The organism is Providencia sp. AGC89 (assembly GCF_053543535.1).
Genome location: NZ_JBIXLP010000053.1, coordinates 1 through 381, shown reverse-complemented (window position 1 = coordinate 381; position 381 = coordinate 1). Strand labels below are relative to the sequence as shown.

Here is a 381-nt window from a genome sequence, read left to right as displayed (position 1 = left end):
TACAAGTTGCTCTGTAATATTTTTTAATGTTGTTAATATGACTTTTTTTAGTTCATCTGACGCGATTTTCTTGTTATCGATTAATCGCGCAATCTTCTCATTAACTTCATCAATAATATCCCGTTTTACGAGTTCTTTTGATTCTATAAGCTGCTCAATTGTCAGTAATAATTTGTAGTCGCCGTAGGCGAGTTCAGATTGAACAGGGAATAGTGCAATAATATCATCGGGTACTGAAGCAGCTTGAATCGCCCGAGTCACTTTTGCTGCAGACATGTTTTCAAAAAGAGCAATTTCTTTTTGTGACATACCATTTTCTCGTAATTCTAATAAACGTAACCCAATCTCTCTTAAGTTATGCTCTTTAGCCGTTTGTATATC

The 381-nt window shown here is 34.9% G+C and carries 1 protein-coding gene; it reads right to left on the bottom strand.

All coding sequences use genetic code 11. The features are described 5' to 3' along the window. Positions 1-381 (bottom strand): ParB family protein (locus ACIPUA_RS08225; protein ID WP_449059549.1); only part of this gene is annotated, 381 nt, incomplete at both ends.